The organism is Streptomyces sp. NPDC059456 (assembly GCF_042750055.1).
In the GTDB taxonomy this organism is placed as follows: Bacteria; Actinomycetota; Actinomycetes; order Streptomycetales; family Streptomycetaceae; genus Streptomyces.
The window spans coordinates 1-6,246 of the sequence record NZ_JBHYVA010000509.1 but is presented as its reverse complement, the minus strand read 5'-3'; the positions used below and the strand labels follow the sequence as shown (position 1 = coordinate 6,246).

The 6,246-nt window shown below is 74.8% G+C and carries 6 protein-coding genes and 1 pseudogene; 3 read left to right on the top strand and 4 right to left on the bottom strand.

Going from position 1 to position 6,246, the window contains the following annotated elements:
• Positions 1 to 238: 238 nt before the first annotated feature.
• From ACFXA3_RS31910 to ACFXA3_RS31900, 3 genes are all read left to right on the top strand, one after another.
• The gene (locus ACFXA3_RS31910) at positions 239 to 1,081 is read left to right on the top strand and encodes a GNAT family N-acetyltransferase (RefSeq protein WP_385192457.1); all 843 of its coding nucleotides are present in this window, start codon (positions 239 to 241) and stop codon (positions 1,079 to 1,081) included.
• A 122-nt stretch (positions 1,082 to 1,203) separates the two neighbouring features.
• The gene (locus ACFXA3_RS31905) at positions 1,204 to 1,776 is read left to right on the top strand and encodes a GNAT family N-acetyltransferase (RefSeq protein ID WP_385192454.1); all 573 of its coding nucleotides are present in this window, start codon (positions 1,204 to 1,206) and stop codon (positions 1,774 to 1,776) included.
• A gap of 42 nt (positions 1,777 to 1,818) precedes the next feature.
• Positions 1,819 to 3,513 (top strand): proline--tRNA ligase, encoded by a 1,695-nt coding sequence (locus tag ACFXA3_RS31900; RefSeq protein WP_385192452.1) that lies wholly within the window; start codon positions 1,819 to 1,821, stop codon positions 3,511 to 3,513.
• Between the two features lie 33 nt (positions 3,514 to 3,546).
• Here ACFXA3_RS31900 and ACFXA3_RS31895 read toward each other — a convergent pair whose 3' ends face one another.
• From ACFXA3_RS31895 to ACFXA3_RS31880, 4 genes and pseudogenes are all read right to left on the bottom strand, one after another.
• On the bottom strand, positions 3,547 to 4,563 hold the full coding sequence (locus tag ACFXA3_RS31895) for a slipin family protein (RefSeq protein WP_385192450.1): 1,017 nt from the start codon (positions 4,561 to 4,563) through the stop codon (positions 3,547 to 3,549).
• Positions 4,564 to 4,609: 46 nt separating this feature from the next.
• The gene (locus ACFXA3_RS31890; RefSeq protein ID WP_385192448.1) at positions 4,610 to 5,512 is read right to left on the bottom strand and encodes an aminoglycoside phosphotransferase family protein; all 903 of its coding nucleotides are present in this window, start codon (positions 5,510 to 5,512) and stop codon (positions 4,610 to 4,612) included.
• Between the two features lie 16 nt (positions 5,513 to 5,528).
• The gene (locus tag ACFXA3_RS31885; protein WP_385192446.1) at positions 5,529 to 5,987 is read right to left on the bottom strand and encodes a ferritin-like domain-containing protein; all 459 of its coding nucleotides are present in this window, start codon (positions 5,985 to 5,987) and stop codon (positions 5,529 to 5,531) included.
• A pseudogene (locus tag ACFXA3_RS31880) lies at positions 5,984 to 6,246 on the bottom strand (hypothetical protein); the annotation flags it as partial. The gene ACFXA3_RS31885 and the pseudogene ACFXA3_RS31880, both read right to left, overlap by 4 nt.

Here is a 6,246-nt window from a genome sequence, read left to right as displayed (position 1 = left end):
GGACCAGGCTGCGCGGCACCACCTGGACCTCCGAGGGTGCGCTGCCCGGCCACCGCACCCGGAGCAACATCGGCCTCGGCGGGCGGGCGGGGCCCCGGATGTGGGGGGCCCGCCGCGCCGCCCCCCCGCCGCCGGGGGGGGGGCCCGGGGCATTTTCGTGACCCGTGGGACCGGGCATCCTCGGGTGACGGCGGGTACAGTGCGGAGATCAGCAGACTTGTATGGTGAGGCCCCCGTGTTGACCCAGACCACCACCCGGGTCCTTGAGCCCAGTGATCTCGACGCCGCCCTCGAAGTCCTCGGACGCGAGCCGGTCGAGAACGCCTTCGTCACCTCCCGGGTCCAGGTCGCCGGACTCGACCCCTGGCGCCTGGGCGGCGAGATGTGGGGCTACTACGCCGACGGCCGGCTGCGCTCCCTCTGCTACGCGGGCGCCAATCTGGTCCCCGTCTGCGCCGACGCCGACGCCGTCCGCGCCTTCGCCGACCGGGCCCGCCGCACCGGCCGCCGCTGCTCCTCCATCGTCGGCCCCGCCGAAGCCACCCGGCTGCTGTGGCGGCTCCTGGAGCCCAGCTGGGGGCCCGCCCGCGACGTCCGCTCCCACCAGCCGCTCATGGTCACCGAGCAGTCGTCCGCCGAGGTGCGCCCCGACCCGCTGGTCCGCCGGATCCGCAAGGACGAGATGGACCTGATCATGCCCGCCTGCGTGGCCATGTTCACCGAGGAGGTCGGCGTCTCGCCGATGGCGGGCGACGGCGGGCTGCTCTACCAGGCCCGCGTCGCCGAGCTGGTCGGCACCGGCCGCTCCTTCGCCCGCATCGAGGACGGCAAGGTCGTCTTCAAGGCGGAGATCGGCGCCGCGACCGCCCGGGCCTGCCAGATCCAGGGCGTGTGGGTGGACCCCGAATTCCGCGGCCTCGGGCACTCCGAGGCCGGGATGGCCGCGGTCGTCGACTTCGCGCTGCGCGACGTGGCGCCCGTGGTCAGCCTCTACGTCAACGACTTCAACACCGCGGCACGGGCCGCGTACCGGCGGGTCGGCTTCCGCGAGGTCGGCGCGTTCATGAGCGTCCTCTTCTGAAAGCACCGCCCGCGCTGCTCCGTCCAAAGGCTCCGGCCGGCCGTCCCGCGGACCGCCCCCGGGTGGCCGGGACGCGCGGGGGCGCAGGGACGGGAGCCGGGGGTGCCCAGTAAGGTCGCCGCATGCTGCCTACCTCCGAGGGCGACGGCCCCGCCCGGCCCGCCGGACTCCGCATCGGCCCCCTCGACCTCGCCGACCGCGTGGACGAGGCCCTGCGCGTGCAGGCCGTGGCCTTCGGGCTCAGCGAGGAGGAGGTCGGCATCCGGCGCTACATCGTCCAGCGCCACATGACCTGTCGCGGAGCCCGCGCCCTCGGCGCCTTCACCGACGACGGGGCGCTCGCCGGATTCGTGTACGGCATGCCCAACGACCGGGCCTACTGGTGGTCCTCGGTCGTCGAGCCGTACCTGCGGGCCGCGGGCCACGACGGCTGGCTCGACGCCTCCTTCGTGATCACGGAGCTGCACGTCCACCCCGGCTTCCAGGGCCGCGGCGTCGGCCGCGCCCTCATCACCCGGGTCACCGACAGCGCGGAGGAGCCCCGCTCCATCCTCTCCGCCATCGACACCGAGAGCCCGGCCCGCGGCCTCTACCGGGCGCTCGGCTACACGGACCTGGCCCGCCAGGTGCACTTCCCGAGCGCGAGCCTCCCGTACGCCGTCATGGGGGCCCCGCTGCCGCTGCGCCGGCCCTGAAACGGTTTCCGGGCGGACGGGCGCCCCCGGTAGCCTCCCGTCATGTCATCGCAACACGTGCAGCGCATGTCCCGCCTCATGGCCAAGACCCTCCGCGAGGACCCCGCCGACGCCGAGACCCTCAGCCACCGCCTCCTCGTCCGCGCCGGATACGTCCGCCGCAGCTCCGCGGGAGTGTGGACCTGGCTGCCGCTCGGCAAGAAGGTCCTCGACAACGTCTCGCGCATCGTCCGCGAGGAGATGGACGCGATCGGGGCCCAGGAGGTGCTGCTCCCGGCGCTGCTGCCGAAGGAGCCGTACGAGGTCAGCGGCCGCTGGTCGGAATACGGTGACCTGCTCTTCCGGCTCAAGGACCGCAAGGGCGCGGACTATCTGCTCGGCCCCACCCACGAGGAGATCTTCACCCTCGTGGTGAAGGACCAGTGCACGTCCTACAAGGACCTGCCGGTCATGCTCTACCAGATCCAGACCAAGTACCGCGACGAGGCCAGGCCGCGGTCCGGGGTACTGCGCGGCCGCGAGTTCCAGATGAAGGACTCGTACTCCTTCGACGTGAGCGACGAGGGCCTCGCCGAGTCGTACGCCCTGCACCGGGCCGCGTACCAGCGGATCTTCGAGCGCCTCGGCCTGGACCACCGCATCGTGTCCGCGATGTCGGGCGCGATGGGCGGCTCGGCGTCGGAGGAGTTCCTCGCGCCCGCCGCGGCCGGCGAGGACACCTTCGTCGACTGCCCGTCCTGCGACTACGCGGCGAACACGGAAGCCGTGACCTTCGCACTCGCCCCGGTGGACGCCGAACACCCCGCGATCGAGGAGGTCGACACCCCCGACACCCCGACGATCGAGACCCTCGCCGCGCACCTGGGCGTGCCCGCGTCGGCGACGCTGAAGAACCTCCTGGTGAAGGTCGACGGCGAGATCACGGCCGTCGGCGTACCCGGCGACCGCGAGGTGGACCTCGGCAAGCTCGGCGAGCACCTCGCCCCGGCGGTGGTCGAGTTGGTGACCGCCGAGGACTTCACCGACCGCCCCGACCTGGTACGCGGCTACGTCGGCCCGCAGGGCCTCGGCAAGGTCCGCTACCTGGCCGACCCCCGTGTCGCGCCCGGCACTTCGTGGGTGACCGGAGCCAACAAGGCCGACACGCACGCCCGGAACGTCGTATGCGGGCGGGACTTCGAGGTGGACCGGTACCTCGACGTCGTCGTCGTCGAGCCCGGCGACCCCTGCCCGCGCTGCGGTGCCGGGCTCCGACTGGACCGGGCGATCGAGATCGGCCACATCTTCCAGCTGGGCCGCAAGTACGCGGACGCGTTCGGGCTGGACGTGCTCGGCCGCGAGGGCAAGCCGGTGCGGGTCACGATGGGCTCGTACGGCATCGGCGTCTCCCGGGCGGTGGCCGCGCTGGCCGAACAGACCGCCGACGAGCGCGGACTGGCGTGGCCGGCGGCGGTGGCCCCGGCCGACGTCCACGTGGTGGCGGCCGGCAAGGCCGTCCCGCTGGCGCTGGCCGAGCGGGCGGCCGAGACCCTGGCCGCCTCCGGACTGCGGGTCCTGCTGGACGACCGGCCGGGCCTGTCCCCGGGCGTGAAGCTCACGGACGCCGAACTGATCGGCGTCCCCTGGATCCTGGTCGCGGGCCGCCGGTCCGCCGACGAGGTGGTCGAACTCCAGAACCGTGCCACGGGCACCCGCGAGGAGCTCCCCCTGGCCGAGGCCCTGGCCCGACTGGCCTGACCCCGACCCGGCCGCCGCGCCGCCGGTCGGCTCCTAGCCCGCCGGCGGTTCTCCGGCCCCGGCGGGCGGGGGTGCGGCCGCGTGCGGGGAGCCGTCCACCGGCGGAGCGGGTTGCGCGGGACCCTCCAGCGGGAGAACGGGCTCCGCCGCGCCGGCCTCCACGGCGGGGGGCTCCGCGGCGTCGGCCTCCACGGCGGGGGCGGCGTCCGGAGCGGTGAGCGTGGGCTGTGCCGCCGGTGCCGGTGCCGGTTTCCGAGCCGGGGCCTGTGCCGGGTCCGGGCCGCCCGGTGCCGGGGCGGCGCGCTCCAGGAAACGCAGGAGCTCCACCGGGAACGGCAGCACCAGGGTCGAGTTCTTCTCGGCGGCGACCGCGACCACCGTCTGCAGCAGCCGCAGCTGGAGCGCCGCCGGCTGCTCCGACATCACCGCCGCCGCCTCGGCCAGCTTCTTCGAAGCCTGGAGCTCCGCATCCGCGTTGATGACCCGCGCCCGCCGTTCCCGGTCCGCCTCCGCCTGCCGCGCCATCGACCGCTTCATCGTCTCCGGCAGCGAGACGTCCTTGATCTCGACCCGGTCGATCTGCACGCCCCACCCCACCGCCGGGCTGTCGATCATCAGCTCCAGCCCCTGGTTCAGCTGCTCCCGGTTGGACAGCAGGTCGTCCAGGTCGGACTTGCCGATGATCGAGCGCAGCGAGGTCTGTGCCATCTGCGAGACCGCGAAGCGGTAGTCCTCCACCTCGATGATCGCGTTCGCCGGGTCCACGACCTTGAAGTACACGACCGCGTCCACCCGCACCGTGACGTTGTCCCGGGTGATGCCCTCCTGCGCGGGCACCGGCATCGTCACGATCTGCATGTTCACCTTGTGCAGGCGGTCGACGAACGGCAGGACCATCGTGAAGCCCGGCCCGCGGATGCCCTCCCGCAGCCGGCCGAAGCGCAAGACCACGCCCCGCTCGTACTGCCGGACCACCCGGGCGGCCACGCCCGCGTACACCGCGACGGCCGCGCCCGCCGCGACTGCCGCTGTCAGCACTTCCTGGAGCATGACGGCCTCCTGCGGGGCACTTACCCGCCCGTATCCACGGTATGCCCTACAGCCAGGCGGCGAACTCCAGCAGCAGCTCGGCGTCCCGGCGCCGGCCCGCGGCCAGCGCCCGGTTCCCGGACTCCACGGCGCGGAACAGCGTCCAGCCCCGCAGCCGGTCCCGGTCCAGCTCCAGGGAGTCGGCCAGCTTGTTCACCCGGCGCCGGGCGCCCGCGGCCCCGGCCGAGGAAGCGACCTGGTCCTCCAGCCGGTCCCGGACCAGCCGGGCCAGGTCGTAGGCACGGTCCCCGGTCAGCGGGTCCGGCCCCACCGCCAGCCACGGCGCCCGCTCGCCCGCCAGCACCTTGCCCTGCCGGAAGTTCCCGTGCAGCAGCAGCTCCTCGCCGGGCAGGGCCGTCAGCTCCTCGCGGACCGCGAGCGCGGCGGAGGCCAGCGCCGCGACGTCCGGCGGGGCCTTGCGCAGGACCTCCGCCTGCTGCGCGGTGCGCTGCGCCACCGTCTCGAACGGATGCCCGGCCGGCGGGGCCACCCACAGCCGGCGCAGCGTCCCGCACGCCTCCAGCAGCGCCTTCGCCTCCGGCAGCGACCGCAGCGACACCTCCGGGTGGAGCCGTTCCAGCAGCAGCCCGCCGTCCTCCTCGTGGTGGCGGGTGTCGAGGATCCGGACGGCCCCGAAACCGCCCCAGTGCGCCAGCGCGGCCAGCTCCCGGTCGGGCCTGGCCTGCGGGGGAGCCAGCTTCAGCGCGGCCGGCGTCCCGTCGGCGTAGTGCACGAGGACGACCAGGCTGCTGCGTCCGCCCGGTGCCTGCACCCGCTGGGCCCGCACCTCACGCCGGGCCAGCGCCGCCTCGGCGAGCCGGGGCAACTGCCCCAGCCAGTCCGCGTTCTGCGCCGATTCCGGCGTCTCGCCGAGCGCCCGTACAAGCCGCTGCGGCGGTTCGAAAGCCATGCGTGCGTGATCCCTTTCAGCTGGTCCGGGCTCGTTCTCCACGTTCCGTGAGCCCAGGGAAGGCTACGCCGACACCGCGCCAGCGTGCCGCGCGCACGGCCGCGGCGCTGAGCGCGTCGGCCGCCTCGCGGCGCAGCCGTCCCTCCGCCGCCCGCACCAGATCGGAGTACGCGCCCGCCACCCGGTCCTCGATCTCGGCGGCCAGCCGCTCGGCGTCGGCCGGGCCGCTCACCTCGAACGGCAGGGCGTACGCGGCCTCCGAGGGCCGCGGGGCACCGCCCATCTCGCGGACCGTGCGGGCCAGGGCGTCCCGCCGCGCGAGGTGGCCGCCGTACGCGTCGCGGGCCTCGGCCGACCGCGCGGCGGAGGCCCGGGCGCCGACGACCCCGTAGCCGTACGCGGCCGCGTGCTCGGCGGCGAGTGCGGACTGCGCCGCCTCCAGGGCGCGGTTCGCGGGGGAGGGGGTGGTCTTCACGGCGTGGCTCCCTGGGGCGAGGTCAGCAGGTAGGCGTGTACGGCGCCGCAGGCGGCCACCGAGGCCAGCATCCGGGCCAGCTCACCGGGCGCCCCGGCCAGGGCGATGGTCCGGGCCTCGGCCAGGCTCCGCTCGGCGTCCGCGAGGGCGGCCAGCGCCTCGTCGGGCTTCGGCGGCACGGGGTCCGCGCTCGCCACGGGGGCGCCGAGGGTGAAGCCGATGGCGCGGCAGCCCTCCTCGACGTCGGCCTGCTCCACCA